The sequence below is a fragment of the Mycolicibacterium sediminis genome, assembly GCF_010731735.1.
Lineage (GTDB): Bacteria > Actinomycetota > Actinomycetes > Mycobacteriales > Mycobacteriaceae > Mycobacterium > Mycobacterium sediminis.
In genome coordinates, this window is record NZ_AP022588.1 from 5,505,515 (window position 1) to 5,523,755 (window position 18,241).

At 70.0% G+C, this 18,241-nt stretch carries 19 protein-coding genes; 6 read left to right on the forward strand and 13 right to left on the reverse strand.

What is annotated here, in order from left to right; genetic code table 11:
- Positions 1-24: 24 nt before the first annotated feature.
- Both G6N64_RS26195 and G6N64_RS26200 read left to right on the forward strand, forming a co-directional pair.
- Positions 25-225 (forward strand): cation transporter, encoded by a 201-nt coding sequence (locus G6N64_RS26195; RefSeq protein WP_163800713.1) that lies wholly within the window; start codon positions 25-27, stop codon positions 223-225.
- The gene (locus tag G6N64_RS26200; protein WP_163800714.1) at positions 222-2,390 is read left to right on the forward strand and encodes a heavy metal translocating P-type ATPase; all 2,169 of its coding nucleotides are present in this window, start codon (positions 222-224) and stop codon (positions 2,388-2,390) included. The genes G6N64_RS26195 and G6N64_RS26200 overlap by 4 nt, the downstream gene beginning before the upstream one ends.
- Before the next feature lie 15 nt (positions 2,391-2,405).
- Here the strand turns inward: G6N64_RS26200 and G6N64_RS26205 are convergent, their stop codons facing one another.
- The 5 genes from G6N64_RS26205 to G6N64_RS26225 form a co-directional block, all read right to left on the reverse strand.
- Entirely contained in the window at positions 2,406-2,954 is a 549-nt protein-coding gene (locus G6N64_RS26205) for a GIY-YIG nuclease family protein (RefSeq protein WP_246230811.1), read from the reverse strand.
- A 186-nt stretch (positions 2,955-3,140) separates the two neighbouring features.
- Entirely contained in the window at positions 3,141-4,274 is a 1,134-nt protein-coding gene (locus tag G6N64_RS26210; RefSeq protein WP_246230812.1) for an adenylate/guanylate cyclase domain-containing protein, read from the reverse strand.
- Between the two features lie 4 nt (positions 4,275-4,278).
- Positions 4,279-5,565, reverse strand: a complete 1,287-nt coding sequence (locus G6N64_RS26215; protein WP_163800716.1) for a GAF domain-containing protein — start codon at positions 5,563-5,565, stop codon at positions 4,279-4,281.
- A 55-nt stretch (positions 5,566-5,620) separates the two neighbouring features.
- On the reverse strand, positions 5,621-6,433 hold the full coding sequence (locus G6N64_RS26220) for an acetoin reductase (RefSeq protein WP_163800717.1): 813 nt from the start codon (positions 6,431-6,433) through the stop codon (positions 5,621-5,623).
- A complete protein-coding gene (locus G6N64_RS26225; protein WP_163800718.1) occupies positions 6,430-7,473 on the reverse strand; it encodes a 2,3-butanediol dehydrogenase in 1,044 nt (347 codons plus the stop codon). The genes G6N64_RS26220 and G6N64_RS26225 overlap by 4 nt, the downstream gene beginning before the upstream one ends.
- A gap of 95 nt (positions 7,474-7,568) precedes the next feature.
- Here G6N64_RS26225 and G6N64_RS26230 point away from each other — a divergent pair, with 95 nt between their 5' ends.
- Positions 7,569-9,386, forward strand: coding sequence for a flavin-containing monooxygenase (locus G6N64_RS26230; RefSeq protein WP_163800719.1), 1,818 nt, complete (start codon positions 7,569-7,571; stop codon positions 9,384-9,386).
- A gap of 58 nt (positions 9,387-9,444) precedes the next feature.
- Here the strand turns inward: G6N64_RS26230 and G6N64_RS26235 are convergent, their stop codons facing one another.
- Positions 9,445-9,711: a ribosomal protein L7/L12 gene (locus tag G6N64_RS26235; protein WP_246230813.1), complete on the reverse strand. Its 267-nt coding sequence runs from the start codon at positions 9,709-9,711 to the stop codon at positions 9,445-9,447.
- A 32-nt stretch (positions 9,712-9,743) separates the two neighbouring features.
- Between G6N64_RS26235 and G6N64_RS26240 the strand changes: the two genes are divergently transcribed.
- From G6N64_RS26240 to G6N64_RS26250, 3 genes are read left to right on the forward strand one after another with little or no spacing between them, the layout of a single operon-like run.
- Entirely contained in the window at positions 9,744-10,235 is a 492-nt protein-coding gene (locus G6N64_RS26240) for a DNA-deoxyinosine glycosylase (protein WP_163800720.1), read from the forward strand.
- A gap of 59 nt (positions 10,236-10,294) precedes the next feature.
- Positions 10,295-11,248, forward strand: coding sequence for an alpha/beta hydrolase (locus tag G6N64_RS26245; RefSeq protein WP_276018564.1), 954 nt, complete (start codon positions 10,295-10,297; stop codon positions 11,246-11,248).
- Between the two features lie 22 nt (positions 11,249-11,270).
- The gene (locus tag G6N64_RS26250) at positions 11,271-11,696 is read left to right on the forward strand and encodes an HIT family protein (RefSeq protein ID WP_163800722.1); all 426 of its coding nucleotides are present in this window, start codon (positions 11,271-11,273) and stop codon (positions 11,694-11,696) included.
- A 408-nt stretch (positions 11,697-12,104) separates the two neighbouring features.
- Here the strand turns inward: G6N64_RS26250 and G6N64_RS26255 are convergent, their stop codons facing one another.
- From G6N64_RS26255 to G6N64_RS26285, 7 genes are read right to left on the reverse strand one after another with little or no spacing between them, the layout of a single operon-like run.
- Positions 12,105-12,560, reverse strand: coding sequence for a cupin domain-containing protein (locus tag G6N64_RS26255; protein ID WP_163800723.1), 456 nt, complete (start codon positions 12,558-12,560; stop codon positions 12,105-12,107).
- A gap of 9 nt (positions 12,561-12,569) precedes the next feature.
- Positions 12,570-13,781, reverse strand: a complete 1,212-nt coding sequence (locus G6N64_RS26260; protein ID WP_163800724.1) for an FAD binding domain-containing protein — start codon at positions 13,779-13,781, stop codon at positions 12,570-12,572.
- Complete coding sequence (locus G6N64_RS26265) at positions 13,774-14,757, reverse strand: amidohydrolase family protein (RefSeq protein ID WP_163800725.1); 984 nt, start codon at positions 14,755-14,757, stop codon at positions 13,774-13,776. The genes G6N64_RS26260 and G6N64_RS26265 overlap by 8 nt, the downstream gene beginning before the upstream one ends.
- Positions 14,754-15,509, reverse strand: coding sequence for an ABC transporter ATP-binding protein (locus G6N64_RS26270; RefSeq protein ID WP_163800726.1), 756 nt, complete (start codon positions 15,507-15,509; stop codon positions 14,754-14,756). The genes G6N64_RS26265 and G6N64_RS26270 overlap by 4 nt, the downstream gene beginning before the upstream one ends.
- Before the next feature lie 37 nt (positions 15,510-15,546).
- Positions 15,547-16,344, reverse strand: coding sequence for an ABC transporter permease (locus G6N64_RS26275; protein WP_246230814.1), 798 nt, complete (start codon positions 16,342-16,344; stop codon positions 15,547-15,549).
- Positions 16,341-17,177, reverse strand: coding sequence for an ABC transporter permease (locus tag G6N64_RS26280; protein ID WP_246230815.1), 837 nt, complete (start codon positions 17,175-17,177; stop codon positions 16,341-16,343). Before G6N64_RS26280 ends, G6N64_RS26275 begins: the two co-directional genes overlap by 4 nt.
- Entirely contained in the window at positions 17,174-18,217 is a 1,044-nt protein-coding gene (locus tag G6N64_RS26285) for an ABC transporter substrate-binding protein (RefSeq protein WP_163800728.1), read from the reverse strand. Before G6N64_RS26285 ends, G6N64_RS26280 begins: the two co-directional genes overlap by 4 nt.
- Between the last annotated feature and the right edge of the window lie 24 nt (positions 18,218-18,241).

The following is an 18,241-nucleotide window of genomic DNA, read 5'->3' on the forward strand; positions in this document are numbered from 1 at the left end:
CCCTATGGGTATACAATCGGGCTCATGAGCTTGGTCTTGGAAGTGCATGGCATGAGTTGCGCGCACTGCGTGGCTGCGATCACGTCCGCGGTATCGGCACTGCCGGGCGTCTCGGGCGTCGACGTCGACCTCACCGCGGGCGCCGTCCGCGTCGACGGCAGCCCGGACGAGGCCGCCGTCACCGCCGCGATCGAGGACGCCGGATACGACGTCGCCGCGGCATGAGCGTCACCCACGAGGCCCCCGGTGACCTGACTGCCGTCACGCTGGACGTCGGCGGGATGACCTGCGCCTCGTGCGCGGCGCGAATCGAGAAGCGGCTCAACAAGATCGACGGCGTCCACGCCACCGTGAACTTCGCCACCGAGCAGGCGACCGTCGCGTTCCCGGACTCGGTCACACCCGACGACCTGGTCGCCGCCGTCGAGGCCACCGGCTACTCCGCGACCCTGCCGACCGCCGACCAGGCGGAGTCCTCCGACGAGTCCTACCTCCACCGACTGGTCGTGTCGGCGGCGCTCAGCCTGCCGGTCCTGTTGCTGTCGATGGTGCCTGCCCTGCAGTTCGGCGGATGGGCGTGGGCGGCGTTCGCGCTGACGACGCCGGTCGTGGCGTGGGCCGCGTGGCCGTTCCACCGTGCGACGTGGGCGAACCTCCGCCACGGCGCCGCGACCATGGACACGTTGATCTCGGTCGGCGTGCTGGCCGCGTACCTGTGGTCGACGTGGGAGTTGGTGGGCGCCGCCATCCGGGGTGGGCACCAGCCACACCTCTACCTCGAGGTCGCCGCGATCGTCACGACGTTCGTGCTGGCCGGCCGCTACGTCGAGGCACGCGCCAAGAGGCAGTCCGGCTCTGCGCTGCGGGCACTGCTGGACATGGGCGCGAAGGACGTCGCGGTGGTCCGCGACGGCGTCGAGACGCGGGTTCCGGTGAGTGCCCTTACGGTCGGTGACGAGTTCGTCGTGCGGCCAGGCGAGAAGATCGCGACCGACGGCGTCGTGGTGAACGGCACGTCGGCGGTCGACGCGGCGATGCTCACCGGCGAGTCGGTCCCCGTGGAGGTCGGCGTGGGCGACGACGTCGTCGGCGCGACCGTCAACGTCGAGGGACTGCTGCGGGTTCGCGCCACCCGCGTCGGGTCCGACACCCGGCTGGCTCAGATGGCGCGACTGGTCGCCGACGCGCAGAGCGGCAAGGCCGAGGTCCAACGTCTCGCCGACCGGGTGTCCGCGGTGTTCGTCCCCGTCGTGATCGCGCTGTCGGCGCTGACGCTGGCGGGCTGGCTCGTCGCGGGCGGTTCGGCAACCGCGGCGTTCACCGCTGCCGTCGCCGTGCTCATCATCGCGTGCCCCTGCGCGCTTGGCCTGGCGACCCCGACCGCGCTGCTCGTCGGCACCGGCCGCGGCGCACAACTCGGCATCCTGATCAAGGGTCCGGAGGTGCTGGAGTCCACCCGCCGCGTCGACACCGTCGTGCTGGACAAGACGGGCACGGTGACCACCGGCCGCATGACGGTCGTCGAGGTCCACCCCGACGATCCCGAACTACTCGCTCTCGCAGGTGGTCTCGAGGCCGGCTCGGAGCATCCGATCGCCCAGGCCATCGCGGCCCGTGCCGCCGAGGCGGGCACGCTGCCGGCGGTCGGCGACTTCGTCAACCACGGCGGGCTGGGCGTCACGGGCACCGTATCGGGCCGCCGCGTCATGGCCGGCCGGCTGTCCTGGCTGCCCGCCGGGAAGGCCCCGGAAAACCTGATGCGGGTGGCCGACGAGGCGGCCGCGCGCGGTCAGACGCCCATCTGGGTGGCCGTCGACGACCAGGTGCGTGCCGTCATCGTGGTGTCCGACACCGTCAAGGACTCTGCGGCCAAGGCGATCTCGGAGATGCGGGCGCTCGGGCTTACGCCCGTCCTGCTGACCGGGGACAACGAGCGCGCCGCCCGTGCCGTCGCCCACCAGGTCGGCATCGACGACGTCGTCGCCGAGGTGCTGCCCGCCGACAAGGTCGACCACGTCAGGCGACTGCAGGCCGACGGTCGCGTGGTCGCCATGGTCGGCGACGGCGTCAACGATGCGGCCGCGCTGGCCCAGGCCGACCTGGGGTTGGCGATGGGCACCGGCACCGACGCGGCGATCGAGGCGTCCGATCTGACCCTCGTCACCGGCGACCTCCGCGCGGCACCCGACGCGATCCGGCTGTCGCGGGCGACGCTGCGGACCATCAAGGGAAACCTGTTCTGGGCGTTCGCCTACAACGTGGCCGCGATACCGCTGGCGGCACTGGGCCTGCTGAACCCGATGATCGCCGGGGCGGCAATGGCATTCAGCTCGGTGTTCGTCGTGACGAACAGCCTGCGGCTACGGCGCTTCACGCCGTCGCGCGACTGACGCGGGCGGTGGTGGTCACCACTCCTTGAGGATGCGCTGCTTGCCCGCGCGAGTGGCGCCCTCTCGGCGGATTCGCTTCAGCTCGGGATGAAACGCGTTGCGCTCGTTGCCCCTCACGACGAGCGGAACGTCCAGGGTGGCCATCAGTTCCCTCTCGAGTAGCCACGGTTCGGGGTGCACCACCCACGACACCAGTGCGTTGTCGCCCATCCACGTGGTGAGAACGGGCTCCCCGCCTGCGAACGTCATCCGGTCGCCGGAGCCGATCCGTCGGAGTTCGATCTCGAGGTCGTCGGCCAGGAGGAGTCCGAGGGACTTGCGCAGCGTCGATCCGTCGGCGTCCGCGGCACCGCCGCCGAAGTGGTAGCCGATGCGCTTGCGCAGGTTCTGCACGCTCCGCGGCTTCCCGTTTGCCGGCGGAGGTCCCTGGCTGATGCCGACGTAGAGCAGCGTGAGTCCGTCGCGTTGCTCACAGTTCGACGTCTCGATCGAACCGGGGATCGTGCGGAACCACCACCCGTACGCCCCCGGCTTCTCGGGCACCGGACTCGGGTCGGCGAACACCTGCTCCCGCGTAAACGGAGCAGCGGCAAGGAATTTCGCTACGTCTGGCCGATCACTCATGATTGTTCCCGTCGTCCATTCGTCCAGCTTAGGTCCCCCACGTTCACATGGCGGTCAGCGCGAGGGCCACTCGCACGTCTCCACGCTGAGCGCCATCTCGACGCCCGAACGGTCACGCCCGAGCGGTCACGCGTCGGCCCGGCGGGCGCGGAACACCTTCACGTCGTCCTTGATGTTCTTCAGGTGCCGCGCGCCGGCGAACGACCACGCGAACCGCGGATCGTCGCCGATGGCCTCCCGGGTGGCCTCCGCCACCAGGATGGCGCCGGGCCGGGCCGCGGTGGTGACGCGCGCCGCGAGGTTCACCGAGCCGCCGAACCAATCGCCTGCGCGGCTGACGGCGAGCCCGGTCGCCAGGCCGGTCCGCAGCCGGGGGAAGTCCTCGATGGCCTCGGTCGCCTTCGTCAGCGCCAGCATCGCGTCGAGCATCGCGGCCGGGTCGGTGCTCACCAGCATGACCTCGTCACCGATGCTCTTGACGTAGCGCACCGGGGGCTCGGCCACCTCGCGGGCGAGGTCGGTCAGCGTGTGCGCGAGCTGCTCCAGGTCCTCGGGCGGCACCACCTCACCGAGGCGGGTGAAGCCGACGAGGTCGGCGAACGCGATCGTCACCTCGCGGGCCCCGGGCAGCGGCATGCCCTCGGCACGCTCCCCGGTACTGACCGCCTCGGTCTCCATCAGGTGCAGCAGTTGCAACCGCAGCATGTCCCCAATCATCGGGCCCAGCAGCGGCGCGACCTTCAGCATCAGCGCCTCGGACCTCTTCGCGACGTCGAGTTCGGTGGCACCGGGCTTGCTGACCGCCGAAAGTGCCGCGTACCGCATCACGTCGGCCGCACGCGACAGCCCCTCGGTCAGCACCTGCACCACCAGGACCAGCTGGTCGGGACCGAAGCCCAGCTCGATGAACTGCTGCACGTAGCGGGCGGCCTCGCCGTCGGCCCGCAGGTGCACCTTCGAGTCGGGATCCTCGGCCCGGGGCAGACCACTGGCCCGCTGCACCCGCTCCAGCAGTTCCAGGTCGACGCCCGCGTCCTCGCTGATCTCGCGTGCCGACACCAGCCGACCGTCGTCGCCGAGGATGCGGCGGGACGCCAGCAGCATCGGCTGGTAGGCGTCACGGATCTGCTCGAGCGAGACCCCCCGACCCAGCAGCCACGGGATCAGCTCGGCACGCTGGTCGCGGGCAGCGCCCTCCAGACCGTCGAGCAGGCCGGAGGCCTCGACGTCGAAGGACTCGATGTCGGAGTCAGCCGTCACGGAGTCAACGTATACCGCGGGCGGCCCGGATGGCCGGAGCCGTGGACGCCGGCAGCAACGTGGTCGCGTCGTCGGGGTAGACGACGTCGACGACGGCGGTCTCGGGGAACCGGTAGGGCTTGCCGAGCACCAGTCCCACGTACTGCCTGCGCAGCCGCGACATCTCCGCGCGGACCGTCACCACCCGGGAGCGGTCGCCGTAGAGGTCGGCCGCCAGCTCGGGTGCCGATCGGCCCTGCCGGTGGGTGGCGAGGACGTGCAGGATCTCGGCGTGCCGCGGCGAGATGTCGCGTCGCCAGGTGCCGAACCCGCCGACGACGTCGAGGCTCGGTGCGGCACCGTCGCGCAGGTCGAGCGTGACCCGCGACGGCGCGGGTCCGCCGGCGTCCTCCTCCGCCAGTCGCACCAGCCATCCGCCGGGCAGCGACTCGACGTCGCACGCACCGAGTGACGGGATCCAGGTGCGGCCGGGAACGCCGTCGTCGGGCAGCATGATCCGGCTGTGCGGGGGCAGCGAGTCGACGGCCGCCACCCAGCCGTGCTGGTCGACGGCCAGCGCGGGCCTGCCCACCCGGGCGAGGATCGGGGCGGCGACGGTCCGCAGCCGGTTGAGCGTGCGGTCGTGCGCCTCGCGCAGCTGTGACTCCGCCAGCCGGGCGACGAGGTCGACCAGCGCGACGGTGGTGGGGTGCACGGTGGCAGCGGGCCCGGACACGTCGACGATGCCGACGACCTGGCCGGTCCGCGGGTCCTTGATCGGGGCGCCGGCGCACGTCCAGGCGTGGTGGCTGCGCAGGAAGTGCTCTGCGGAGAACACCTGCACCGCCCGGTGCGACGCGAGTGCGGTGCCGATCGCGTTGGTGCCGACGGCGTTCTCACTCCACTGCGCGCCCTCCACGAAGCCGAGACGATCGGCGTTGCCGAGCACTCGCGGCGCCCCGTAGCGCCACAGCACCCGGCCGCGGGCGTCGGCGACGACCAGGATGTTGTCGCCTCCATCGATCACCGAGTTGAGGCCGCGCGACACGTCGTCGAGCACCGAGAACAGTCCCGAGGCGTGACGCAGCGCGTCGAGCCCGCTGCTGTCGACGTTCGGCGGGCAGTGCCGATCGGGGTCGATGCCCTTGCCCAGCAACCGCTTCCAGGAGTCGGCGATGACGTCGCGGGGCCGCGCGGGCGCACGGGTCCCCGCCATCGTGGCGTCGTAGACCTCCGACAGCAGCATGGCGTAGCTGCGCGGGTCGTCACCCGCGGCCACGGCGGGTTCCGGCGTCACCGATGAGGAAGGCATCACCGTCGATTGTGCGCCACGTCACACCCGCTGTCACACCCGGTCCCACCGGGCGTCACCGGTAGACCATGCCGCCGTCGATCAGCCCTGCCTGCCCCGTCATGTAGTCGGCGCCGGGACCGGCCAGGTAGGTCACGAAACCGGCAACGTCCTCGGGTGTCTGGGACCGCCCGAGCGCGATGGTCGCGGAGAACTTCTCGAACGTCTCACCCTCGGCGGCGCCGGTCAGTTCGGCGAACCGCCGGTCGATCTCCACCCACATGTCGGTGCCGACGACACCCGGGCAGTACGCGTTGACCGTGATGCCATCGGCGGCGTGCTCCTTGGCGGCGGCCTGCGTCAACGCCCGCACCGCGAACTTCGTGGCGCTGTACGGCCCGAGCATGGCGAAGCCCTCGTGGCCGGCGATGCTGGAGGCGTTGACGATCTTGCTGATCCGGCCCCGACCCTTGTTGCCGAGTTCGAGGAACTTCGCGACCGCGGCCTGAATGCCCCACAGCACGCCGTCGACGTTGATCGCCCACAGCCGGGCCAGGTCGTCGGGGGTCACCTCCGCGATCGGGCCCACCAGCGCGACCCCGGCGTTGTTCACCATCAGGTCGAACCCGCCCAGCGCGGACGCCGCATGGTCGACGGCGGCGAACACCTGTGCGCGGTCCGACACGTCGGCGACGAACGTCGTCGCCTTCGAGCCGAGTGCGGTGATCTCGGCGGCGACGGCGTCGATGCCGTCGCGGTGGACGTCGACGAGCGCCACGTCGGCGCCGTGGCGGGCCAGGTCCAGCGCGATGCCGCGGCCGATCCCGCGGCCCGCACCCGTCACCAGGGCGACGGTGTCGAGCAGCGGTGCGTCGATGGAACGCGTCATGACGGATCCACCAGGACCTTCATCTTGGTTCCGGCGTGGAGGGCCTCGAACCCCTCGTCGATGACATCGTCGATCGCGATCGGCGTCACCCACCCCGTCGTGTCGTAGACGCCCCGCGACATCAGGTCGATGACCGCAGCGAAGTCCGGCGCGGTGTAGCAGAGCGAGCCCTGGATGCGCGACTCGTTCATCACCAGGTTGAGAAGCGGTGTGACGAGCGGCTTCTCGTAGATCGCGACGCTCACCATCGCCCGGCGGGCGCCCACGCACGCCAGCGCCGTCTCGACCGCGGGCGCGACGCCTGCCGCGTCGTACACCGCGTCGGCGCCGCGACCGTCGGTGTGGTCGGCGATGAAGGCCGGCACGTCCACGCCGGTGGGGTCGAGCGTCCGGGCGCCCAGTGCCTCGATCGCCGCGCGCCGCGTCTGCGACGGCTCGACCACGAAGACGTCCTCGACACCCTTGCCGCGCAGCGCGAACCACAGCCCGATGCCGATCGGTCCCGCGCCGAACACCATCGCGGTACCGGCCGGATCCGGTTCGCCGAGGGTTGCGGCGTGATAGGCCACCGACATCGGCTCGACCAGCGCGCCCAACTCGAGCGACACGTTCTCCGGCAGCCGGTGCAGCATGTCGGTCGGGACGACGGTGTACTCGGCCATGCCGCCGTCGGACATCAGGCCGTGGAAGCCGATCTGGGCGCAGATGTTGTAGTTGCCCGCCCGGCAGGCAGGGCAGTGCCCGCAGCGGTAGAGCGGCATGATCGCCACCCGGTCGCCCTCGGCCCAATCGGTGACGCCCGACCCGACCGCGGTGATCGTGCCCGAGAACTCGTGGCCCATCGTCAGCGGCATCTGCTGCCCGGTCAACGGGTGCGGCTCGGTGGGCACGAAGATCGGGCCCGCGTAGTACTCGTGCAGATCGGTTCCGCAGATCCCGTTGAACCCGACCTTGACCTTGACGGTGCCCGCCGTCGGTTCGGGTTCGGGAACGTCCGCGACCTCGAGCTTGTTGGGTCCGTAGTACACAGCTGCTTTCATACGGTCGTTTCTATGTGACCTGGCGCACAGGCGTAAGGGTTGCAGGGGGTTGCAGCCCTTGCCGCGGGTGGTGTCGAGGGTGTGTCCTGGCTCACATGACCTCAACGCTCGAGACCACCACCGACCTCACGCCGCAGGAACGCATCGACTCCTGGTTGCGCGACTTCGAACTGGCCCTGGCGTCGCGTGACGTCGAACGTGCCGCCGCCAAGTTCGCCCTCGACTCGTACTGGCGTGACCTGGTGTCCTTCACCTGGAACCTCAAGACCGTCGAAGGCCGAGACGCGATCGCGCAGCTGCTGACCGAGCGCGCGGCCCCCACCGACGCGACGAACTTCCGCACCCGCGAACCCGCCAGCGACGACGGCGACGGCATCACCTCGGCGTTCATCGAGTTCGACACCGCCGTCGGGCACGGGACCGGCCACCTGCGCCTCAAGGGCGACGAGGCGTGGACGTTCCTGACCGCGCTGCAGGAACTCACGGGCCACGAGGAGCGCAAGGGTTCGACCCGGGTGATGGGCGCCGTGCACGGCAGCGACGCCGACACCCGCTCCTGGGCCGAGAAGCGCGCCGCCGAGGACGCCGCGCTCGGGTACGCCGAGCAGCCCTACGTCGTCGTCGTGGGCGGCGGTCAGGGCGGCATCGCGCTCGGAGCGCGGCTGCGCCAGCTCGGGGTGCCCGCACTCGTCCTCGACCGGCAGGAGCGGCCCGGCGACCAGTGGCGCAACCGCTACAAGTCACTGTGCCTGCACGATCCGGTCTGGTACGACCACCTGCCCTACCTGCCGTTCCCGCAGAACTGGCCGGTGTTCGCGCCCAAGGACAAGATCGGCGACTGGCTCGAGTTCTACACCCGCGTCATGGAGGTGCCGTACTGGTCGAAGACGTCGTGCCTGTCGGCGTCCTACGACGAGGCCGAGAAGCGCTGGACCGTCGAGGTCGATCGCGACGGCGAACGCGTCACCCTGCGCCCCGCGCAGCTGGTGCTGGCGACGGGCATGTCCGGAAAGCCGCACGTGCCAACACTTCCCGGGCAGGACGTCTTCCGCGGCGATCAGCACCACTCGAGCGCCCATCCCGGACCCGACGGTTACGTCGGCAAGCGCGCCGTCGTCATCGGTTCGAACAACTCCGCGCACGACATCTGCAAGGCGCTGGTGGAGAACGGCGTCGACGTCACCATGGTGCAGCGGTCCTCGACCCACATCGTGAAGTCGGACTCGCTGATGGACCTCGGTCTCGGCGACCTCTACTCCGAGCGGGCGCTCGCTTCGGGGATGACGACCGAGAAGGCCGACCTGACGTTCGCGTCGCTGCCCTACCGGATCATGCACGAGTTCCAGATCCCCATCTACGACGCAATCCGCGAGCGCGATAAGGACTTCTACGACCGGCTGGCCGCGGCCGGCTTCGACCTCGACTGGGGCGACGACGGGTCGGGCCTGTTCATGAAGTACCTGCGCCGCGGGTCCGGCTACTACATCGACGTCGGCGCGTCGGACCTGATCGCCGACGGCTCGATCAAGCTGGCGCACGGCCAGGTCGACCGACTGACCGAGGACTCCGTGGTGCTCGCCGACGGCACGGTGCTGCCCGCCGACGTCGTCGTGTACGCGACCGGCTACGGCTCGATGAACGGGTGGGCCGCCGACCTGATCGGCCAGGACGTCGCCGACAAGGTGGGCAAGGTGTGGGGCCTGGGCTCGGGGACCACGAAGGATCCCGGCCCGTGGGAGGGCGAACAGCGCAACATGTGGAAGCCCACCCAGCAGGAGAACCTGTGGTTCCACGGCGGCAACCTGCACCAGTCCCGGCACTACTCGCTGTACCTGGCGTTGCAGCTCAAGGCCCGCCACGAGGGCATCCCGACCCCCGTCTACGGGCTGCAGGAGGTGCACCACCTCAGCTGAACCGATTCGTGCACGCGCAGCCGCGGTGAGCGCGGCTGCGCGTGCACGAATCGCTGGGTCAGAGGCGGTCGACGGCGTCCTTCGCCTCCCTGAGGCCGATGCCGGTCTGCTCGCGCAGCAGCTTGATGGCCTCGATCTTCTTGCCTGCGGTGGCCAGCGCACGCACCTCGGCGCTGACCCACCCGTCGTGGAACTCCCCCACCGGCGTCGGCACGATGCGTTCGATGCCGGCGTGGGCGAGCGCGCGTTCCAGCGCCACGATCCGCTGCTCGAGTGCGTCGACCCGACGCTGGATGTCGCCGTCGGAGCCACCGAAGAGTGCCATGCCGGACATCCTCACGCATTTATCCTCGTGGCATGACCGAGTCGGCGACGCCGCTGCGCGAGGGACTGCCGCCGGTGGTTGACGACGCCGCCCGCGTGCTGATACTCGGGTCGTTCCCGAGCGAGCAGTCGCTGGCGCTGCGGCAGTACTACGCGAACCCCCGCAACCAGTTCTGGGCACTGCTGAGCGCGGCGTTCGGCTTCGACGCCGACGTCCCCTACGACGCACGCATCGCCGCTGCGCGTCACCACGGCGTCGCACTGTGGGACGTCGTGCACAGCTGCCGCCGGGCCGGCAGCCTGGACGCCAAGATCGACCGACGCAGCATCGTGGCCAACGACGTCGGTGCGCTGCTGGCCACCCATCGGGGCATCGACCGGGTGTTCGCGAACGGCGCCGCCGCGGAGCACATGTACGAACGTCACGTCGCCACCCCGGTGACCGCGGTCCGGTTGCCGTCGAGCAGTCCCGCGGCGACGATGTCGTTCCCCAACAAGCTGATCCGCTGGCGCTCAGTCGTCTGACAGCGGGTTCTCAGCGCCGCGGGGTGGTCAAGCGCCGCGACGCGTGGTAGACCCGAATGATGACCAGCTTCGTCAAGAAGGTGCTGGGCATCGGCCTGGCGTTCACGGTGATGATCGGTCTGGCGGGCGTCGCCGGAACCGCACCAGCACAGGCGTTCTCGCGGCCCGGCCTGCCGGTCGAGTATCTCGACGTGCCGTCGCCGTCGATGGGCCGCAACGTCCGGGTGCAATTCCAGGGTGGCGGCCAGCACGCCGTCTACCTGCTCGACGGTCTGCGCGCCCAGGACGACTTCAACGGCTGGGACATCAACACCCCGGCCTTCGAGTGGCTGCACGACTCGGGCCTGTCGACGGTGATGCCCGTCGGCGGCATGTCCAGCTTCTACGTCGACTGGTACCGGCCCGCCGTCGGCAACGGCACCACCCAGACTTACATGTGGGAGACGTTTCTGACCAAGGAACTCCCCGCGTGGCTCGCCCAGAACAAGGGCGTCTCGCAGACCGGCAACGCCGCCGTCGGCCTGTCGATGAGCGGCGGCACCGCGCTCAACCTCGCCACCTACTACCCCGGTCAATTCCGCTACGCGGCGTCGCTGTCGGGCTTCCTGCACCTGTCGGACGGCTTCTGGCCGTCGCTGGTCGGGCTGGCGATGAACGACGCCGGCGGGTTCAAGGCCGACGACATGTGGGGGCCGTCGAGCGACCCGGCGTGGGCGCGCAACGACCCGACCGTCAACGTGGCCAAGCTGGTCGCCACCGGCGCGCGGATCTGGGTGTACTGCGGCAACGGCACGCCGAGCGACCTGCCGGGCGCCGAAGCCGGTATCCCGCAGCAGTTCTTGGAGAGCTTCACGCGCGGGTCGAACGTCGACTTCCAGAATGCGTACGTGGCGGCGGGCGGCACCAACGGCACGTTCAACTTCCCGCCCGACGGCACCCACTCCTGGCCGTACTGGGGTCAGCAGCTCCAGCAGATGATCCCCGACATCCAGAGCACGCTCGGGGCGCGCTGAGCCCTCGCACTACGGTGGCGGGATGTCATGCGTGTTCTGCGCCATCGTCTCCGGCGAGGCGCCCGCGATCAGGGTGTACGAGGACGACGACTATCTGGCGCTGCTGGACATCCGGCCGATCGTGCGCGGGCACACGCTCGTCGTCCCGAAGCGTCACACCGTCGACCTGACCGACACGCCCGCGTCGACGCTGGCCGACATGGTGCGCATCGGGCAGCGCATCGGCCGGGCCGCGCGGGCGTCCGAGCTGGCGGCCGACGGCAACAACATCGCGATCAACGACGGCAAGGCCGCCTTTCAGAGCGTGTTCCACATCCACCTGCACGTGGCCCCGCGCAAGACCGGCGACAAGCTGTCGTTCGCGAAGGGGCTGGTGCTCCGCCGCGATCCCGACCGCGAGACGACGGGGCGCATCCTGCGCGAGGCGTTGGAGCGCCTTCCGGACTGACGCGCTGCTGCGCGCCGGTCGTGGCCACACCGAACGTGCGGTGGTGGCGGCGAATCGGCCGATTTCCCGCCACGGACGCACGCTCGACCGGGACCCGGCTTCCGGCCAGGCTGGGACAGTCCGCGCCTGCCCGCCTCTGAGCGACAAGTCGCGACAATCGGCCAGGGCGGGGCCGGGGAGGCATGGACGGGCGTCGGCGTCGGTGAGGGCCGAACGTCGGGGGCGAACGTCGGGCGGGCGAACGTCGGGCGGGCGAACGTCGGGGGGCGAACGTCGTGGGGCCAGTTGTCGCGAGTTGTCGCTCAGAGGCGGGCACTTCGAACGTAGTGGCCGACCACTCCCGCCGAGCGTGAATCCGGCGACGGACTTCCCGCGCTGCGCGTCGCCAGATTCACACTCGAGACCGCGCTAGAGATCGAGCGGCGCGTTGGCCGAGTCGAGGTGCTCGACGGTGGTGAACACCAGCTCTGTGTCGCCCACGTTCTCGATGTCGTGCAGCAGGAACTCGCCCTCGGCGAAGTCGAAGTGCCGCGTCTCCCCCGCCGAGTAGGACACGTCGCGGGTCGTACCGTCCGCGGTGTGCTGACGACTGGTGCCCGCGACGACCGCGGTCCAGAAGTAGTCGAGCACGTGGCGGTGGGCGTGGAACCGGTCGCCGGGAGCGAGGCGGATCTCCCAGACCCGGACCCGCTTGTTCTCGCTGAGCAGCCGCGACCCGACGTGCCCGTCGTGCGCGTGCGCGTCGAACTCCGCGCGCAACTCATCAGTCCAGCCCTCGAAGTCGGTGCCGACGAGGGTGCCGGCGAGGGGGGCGTCGGTGAGGAATTCGGGCGAGCGAAGCGACGGGGAGGTGTTCTCGGTCATGCGTATCTCCTATTGTCCGGGGCCGTAGAGGCCGAAACGGTTGTCCGGGTGGCCGGGCACCCAGGTGCAGTCGAACTGCGAACGGGTGCCCATCTCCTTGACGCGGCGCATCAGTCGCTGTCCGAGTTCGAGTTGGCCGGGCTCCCACTTCGCGAGCGCCTCGGCGATGTCGCCGCTGTCCGACAGCGCGTCGTACAGTGCCCACGCGTTCGCCGCCGCCTTGGCGGTACCGGCTGCGGCGTGCGGCCGGGCGGCGCTGGCGGCGTCGCCGACGAGTGCGACGCGTCCCATCGCCATCCTGCTCGACACGGCGTCGTAGACGGCCTGCAGGTACGGCTGTTCGGTGCGCAGCACCACCTCGGCGGCCGCGGGGGCGAGGAGTCGGGTTGCCGCCGAACGCATCTCCTCGACGAACCGGTCCTGGACCGCACCGGGGTGCAGCGAGACGCCGGCGAGGAAGCCGCGCTTGTCGGTCATCAGCTCGTCGAGTTCGTGGCCCTCTGGCACGTTGCGGTACCAGACGTAGTTCAGCAACCGCTCGCCCACCGCCAGGCCGCCGTCGGTCGACGGGATCGGGTAGACGTTGATGTGCGTGTGCGGCGCCATGCTGTAGGTGATCGAGTCGTGCAGCAGCTCGAACGTCTCCGGCGTCACCTGGCTCTCGGGCACCGTGCCGCGCCACCCGACGTACCCGGAGTACTCGAGCTTGGTGTCCGGCGAGATTCGACGCCTGCTCGGCGAGCCGATGCCGTCGGCGAACACCACCAGGTCGGCACGCTCGCGGCGACCCGACGTGAAGCGCACCTCGACGCCGTCGACATCCTCGTCGAAGCCGGCCGCGTACTCGCCGAGGTGGTAGTCGGCGGTGCCGAAGTCGGCCAGCAGTGCACGGTAGAAGGTGCCCCAGGAGGTGTAGCTCCACGGCGCGTCCTCGCGGTGGATGATCTCGTTGTGCATTCCGAGGTACTGCACGTAGTGAGTGGACGTGCTGACCTGCTCGGGGTGCTGGTCGCTGCACTCGACGAACCACCGCAGCGTGTCCGGCTGCAGCACGATGCCGCCGCCGCGGCCGTCGAGGTTCGTCGGCGTGCGCTCGAAGACCGACACGTCGAAGCCGAGGCGACGCAGGAGCAGCGCCGCCGTGAGGCCACCGATCGAGCCTCCGATCACCAGCGCGCGATGGCCGCTCCAGTCATGCCGGGTGTTCACGGTCTCAGACATGTCCTTCTCCTTCGAGCCCGAGGAACGAGCGGGCGTTGTGTTCGAGTACGTCGTCGGTGATGCCCGCGTCGTGCGGGAGGTCGAGCGGGTTGGGCAGGCCCATGTCGAACGGGTAGTCGCTGCCGCACATCAGGTGCGACGGGTCGGCGTGTGCGCGCAGCAGTTCGAGCGCAGGACCGTCGTGGCTCAGGGTGTCGAACCACAGGCCCCTGAATCCCTCGCGCGGCGACCGGGTCTCCGCACTTCTGACGTCTGCGCGCTTGTTCCAGCCGTGCTGCCACCGGCCGACCAGCGACGGTGCGCATCCGCCGCCGTGCAGCATGCAGATCCGGAGTCCCGGCAGTTCCTCGAGGACGCCACCGAGCACCAGAGATGCTGCGGCCGTGGTGGTCTCGACGGGGTTGCCGACGAGGTTCACCAGGTAGTACGACGACCACTCCGGCCGCGGCAGCTGCATCGGGTGCACCAGCACCGCGAGGTCGAGTTCCGTGGCGATCCGCAGCAGGTCGCGCATCGGGGCGACGTCGAAGGACGTGCCGTTCAGCAGCGGCGGCACCGCGATGCCGCGCACCACGCCGGACGACGCGATGGCCTGCATCTGCCTGCGGGCGGCGTCCGGATCGTGCAGCGACACCAGGCCGAGTCCGAGCAGCCGGCCGTCGCTGTCACTGCACGCCGTGGCCAGTTCGTCGTTGAACGCGCCGACGTAGGCGTCGACGCCGGGGTCGTCGGCGACGGGGAAGGCGAACGGCGGCGCGGAGATCACCCGCACGCCGAGGCCGGCGGCGTCGGTGTCGGCGATCACCCGGGTGGCGTCGGTCATCGCCGTCGTCTCGATGTACAGCGGGAGATCCCCGAGGTAGATCTCGCCGTCGCGGCCGTTGAGCGGCGGCACGGGCGAGCCCGGCGGGAGGCCGAACATGTCCTCGGGCAGCCAGTGGGCGTGGATGTCGATGGCGCCGGGTCGAAGCGTCATGCGGGGCTCCCGACGGCTGCGGCCTCGAGGGCCTCGAAGCGGGCCAGTACCTCGGCCTGCAGGACGGCGACCGCGGGGTCGGACGCCCTACGAGGCCGGGGCAGATCCACGTCGATCACCTCGTGCACCCGTCCGCCGGGCGCGAGGACGACGATCCGGTCGGACAGCTGGACCGCCTCGGTGACGTCGTGGGTGACGAACATGACCGTGCGGCGCGACTCCAGCCAGATCCGCTCGAGGTGCTCGCGCAGCGTCCGCGACGTCATCGCGTCGAGGTGGCTGAACGGCTCGTCCATCAGCAGCACGTCGGGTTCGACCGCGAAGGCCCTCGCGATGCCGATGCGCTGCTGCTGGCCGCCGGAGAGCTGGGCCGGGAAGCGATCCGCGCAGTGACTCAGGCCGACCAGGTCGAGGTAGTGCCGGGCGCGTTCCTCCCACCTGGGCCGTTCGTGTTGCACGAAGCCGAGATTGGCCATCACGGTGCGCCACGGCAGCAGCCGCGGGTCCTGGAACACGTAGCCCACGCGGGCGTCGCTGCCGTCGTTGCCGACGAGATCGACGCTGCCCGAGCTGTGCGTCTCGATGCCGGAGACGATGTTGAGGAGCGTCGTCTTGCCGCTGCCCGACGGGCCGACGACCGAGACGAACGTCTCGCCGGAGATGGTCAGGTCGATGCCGTCGATGACGCGGGTGCGGTTGCCGCTGCGGTCGTGGAAGTCCTTGACCAGGTCGCGGATCTCGATGGAAGCCATGGTGTCTCGCTTTCGGATGGTGGGTGGAGGGCCAGGATCAGGCGGTGCGCCAGCGGGTAACACGGCGTTCGACGGGGCCGAGGACCAGGAGGTCGGCGACGACCAGCACGACGATGAACACCAGCACCCAGGCGAAGAAGCCGTCGAGCTGGTTGGCGTCGTACCAGTACCGCGACCGCCACCCGACGCCGGAGGTGGAGCCGAACCACTCGGCGAGCAGGAGGCCGTTCCAGGCACTCATGATCGCGAACCGGACGGCGGCGACGGTCGAGCCGGCGACGGCCGGTGCGACGATGTGGCGCAGCACGTTTCGTCGGGGTACGCCGAACGCCCGGGACATCAGCACGAGGTCGGCGGGCACCGCCCGGGTGGCCTTCGCGATGTTGACCACCACGAACGGCAGCCCGGACAGGAACACCGTGACCACCGGGGTGAGCCACCCGAAGCCGAACCACATGGTGGTCAGCAGGGCCCAGATGACGGCGGGGATCGCCAGTGCGGCGGCGTTGACGTCGGAGAAGGCCAGGTCGGCCCACTTCGACAGGCCCATCCACACGCCGATCGCGGCGCCGACGACCAGCGCGAGCGCCAAGCCGAGGGCGAAGCGGTTCATGCTGATCGCGAGGTTGCCCCACAGCTGTCCGATCGCGGCCTCCGAGACCAGGCTGTCGATCGTCTGCGCCGGCGACGGGATGCGGTTGCCGAACACCACCGCGAGCTGCCAGGCGCCGAGGATGGTGAGCAGGGCGGCCACGACGGGGAACAGCGACGTCGTCTGCCCGCGGAGGTGGCGACGCCATGCGGGCGCCGGGGAGGCGAGTGCCTGGGTGATCACGAGATGTCCTTCCGCCATGCGAAGAAGCGGTTCTCCAGGTAGGCCAGTCCTCGTTCGATGAGGATCATGGCGACGATGAAGAGCGTGGTCCACGCCAACATGTCGTCGACCTGGAATTCCTGATAGGCCTTGCGAATCATGAAGCCGACGCCGTCACTGGCGCCGAACACCTCGGTGAGTGCCTCGACCTTCCACGCCATGGCGAATCCATAGCGCACGCCGGCGAAGACGAACGTCACCAGCGCAGGCAGGTAGAGGTGGCGCAGCACGTCGCGCCGGTTGCGTTCGAACGCCCGGCACATCGCGAGCAGGCTGCCGTCGACCGACCGCACCCCCTCGGCGACGTTCATCGCGATGAACGGCAGCGCGACCAGGGCCGAGACCACGATGGGTCCACCCGCGCCGACCCCGAAGATCAGCAGGCCGAAGACGGCGTACGTCAGACCGGGCATGTTGCCGAGCACGAAGAGCGGCAGGGAGAAGTACGACGACATGAATCGCGAACGGCCCATGAAGAACCCGATCACCAGGCCGAAGACCATGGCGATGGCGAAGCCCACCGCGATCTTGCCGATACTGGAGGCGAAGTTGGTGAACGCCTCCCCCGACACCGTGATCGCGACGACCCGTTCGAAGACGCTGAGCGGTCGCGGCAGGATCGGGTCGTCGATCCAGGCGGCGAGGGCGGCCCAGGCGGCGATCGCGACGACGAGGGCGATGCCGGACACCAGCCACCGTCGTGGACCGTTCCTCTCCGCCCTTCGCCGGCCGACCGGCGGGGCCGGATCCGACGGCGCCGGATCCGCGTCCGGCGGCGTGATGGTCTGCGTCACTTCTGAACTCCTTCGGCGGGCAGGAACTTCGGATCCGAGACGTCGTCGCCGATCACCCCGGTCTCGCGCATGAGGTCGAAGATCGAACTTTCGTCGTCGGCCCACTTCTTGTCGAAGCGGACGTCGTCGACGACCCAATCGTGTTGCGCGACGTAGTCCTTCATGAACGCGATGTCCTCGGGCGTGTCGACGGCGAAGTGCTGTGGGTAGCGCTCGACCATCTCGTCGCGGTGCTGCTGCCATTCGGCGAGCCCGCGGGTCCACAGGTCGAGGAACGCCGACACCTCGCCGGGATGACCGTCGACCCAGTCCCTGCGGGCGACGAACACGTTGCCCATCGGACCGTCGTGGCCCGGCGCGTCGAGTTCGGCGAACACCTCCGCCGAGGACTTTCCGTCGTACAGCGGCCGGACCGTGCCCTCGCGCAGGTCACGCGCGGACAGGTCGGGGTAGCAGATGCAGGCGTCGATCTCGCCGCGTGCCAACAGGTTCGAGAGGTTCTGGATGTCGGCGACGACGATCTGGTAGTCGTCGGCGAGGTTCACGTCGTGCATCTGCTTGAGCAGCGCGCTCCACACCAGCGTGCCCGAGACCGTCGTGAACACCCCGAGGCGCTTGCCCTTCATGTCGGCGAGCGTGACCGCCGGGTCGTCGTCGCGGACCAGGATGCGGCTGCGCTCCGAGTTGTAGCGGCCGATGATCGTGGTCTCGCGCTCGGTCTGCTCCTCGAGCCCAGGAACCTCGAAGGACGCGGTGGAGATGATGTCGGCATGGCCGCCGGCGAACAGGCCGAACTCGTCCCACGTGGCGCTGCTCTCCACCTCGTACCCGGTGTCGCGCTGCCACTGGTCGACGATGCCGGTCTCGTTCATGTAGTCCCAGATCGGATCGGGTGCGAACGTGAACCGGATGACGCCGTCGCGCGCTGCCCGCGACGACGCGGGACCGCCCAGGCCTGCCGAACAGCCGGCGGTCACGGTCATCACGGCGGCGGCGGCCACGGCGACGGCGCTGCGCATCATCCGAGTCGTGCGTCGCATGGGAACCCCTTCTCGATCGTGTGA